Annotated in this window: 1 protein-coding gene; it reads left to right on the forward strand. The window is 66.3% G+C overall.

The genetic code is table 11. The annotated features are described in order from the left end of the window. Positions 1-650, forward strand: a 650-nt coding sequence (locus tag AC5RWX_RS33985) for a GMP synthase (glutamine-hydrolyzing) (protein ID WP_494100531.1), incomplete at its 5' end; no start/stop codon positions are given. Positions 651-721: the final 71 nt, after the last annotated feature.

The raw sequence follows: 721 nt of genomic DNA on the forward strand, positions 1-721 counted from the left end.
GGGCCTTTGAAGAGGCGGAACTCGCCATCATCGCCGAGGCTGCCGCCCACGGCGAGAAGATCAAGTTCCTGGTCCAGGGCACGCTGTACCCGGACGTCGTCGAATCCGGCGGCGGTGAAGGTGCCGCGAACATCAAGAGCCACCACAACGTGGGCGGCCTGCCCGAGGACCTGCAGTTCGAGCTCGTGGAACCGCTGCGCGCCCTCTTCAAGGATGAGGTCCGCGCCGTCGGTGCCCAGCTGGGACTGCCGCAGGAGATCGTGGGACGCCAGCCCTTCCCCGGACCGGGACTCGGAATCCGGATCGTGGGCGAGGTCACCAAGGATCGCCTGGACCTGCTGCGCAAAGCCGACGCGATTGCCCGGGCCGAGCTCACCGCAGCCGGACTGGACAACGAAGTGTGGCAGATGCCGGTGGTCCTGCTGGCCGACGTCCGCAGCGTAGGAGTCATGGGCGACGGCCGCACCTACGGCCACCCCATCGTGCTCCGCCCCGTCTCCTCCGAGGACGCCATGACCGCTGACTGGTCACGCCTGCCGTACGAGCTCCTCGCCAGGATCTCGAACCGCATCACCAACGAGGTGGAGGGTGTCAACCGCGTCGTGCTCGATGTCACCAGCAAGCCGCCGGGAACCATCGAGTGGGAATAGCATCATGAGTGGCCGGCCGCCGGTGAAGGAGGCCGGCCCCAGCTGTTTACAAAACAGAAACTCCCCAAATT

This window comes from Arthrobacter sp. SPT-J7 (assembly GCF_059089965.1).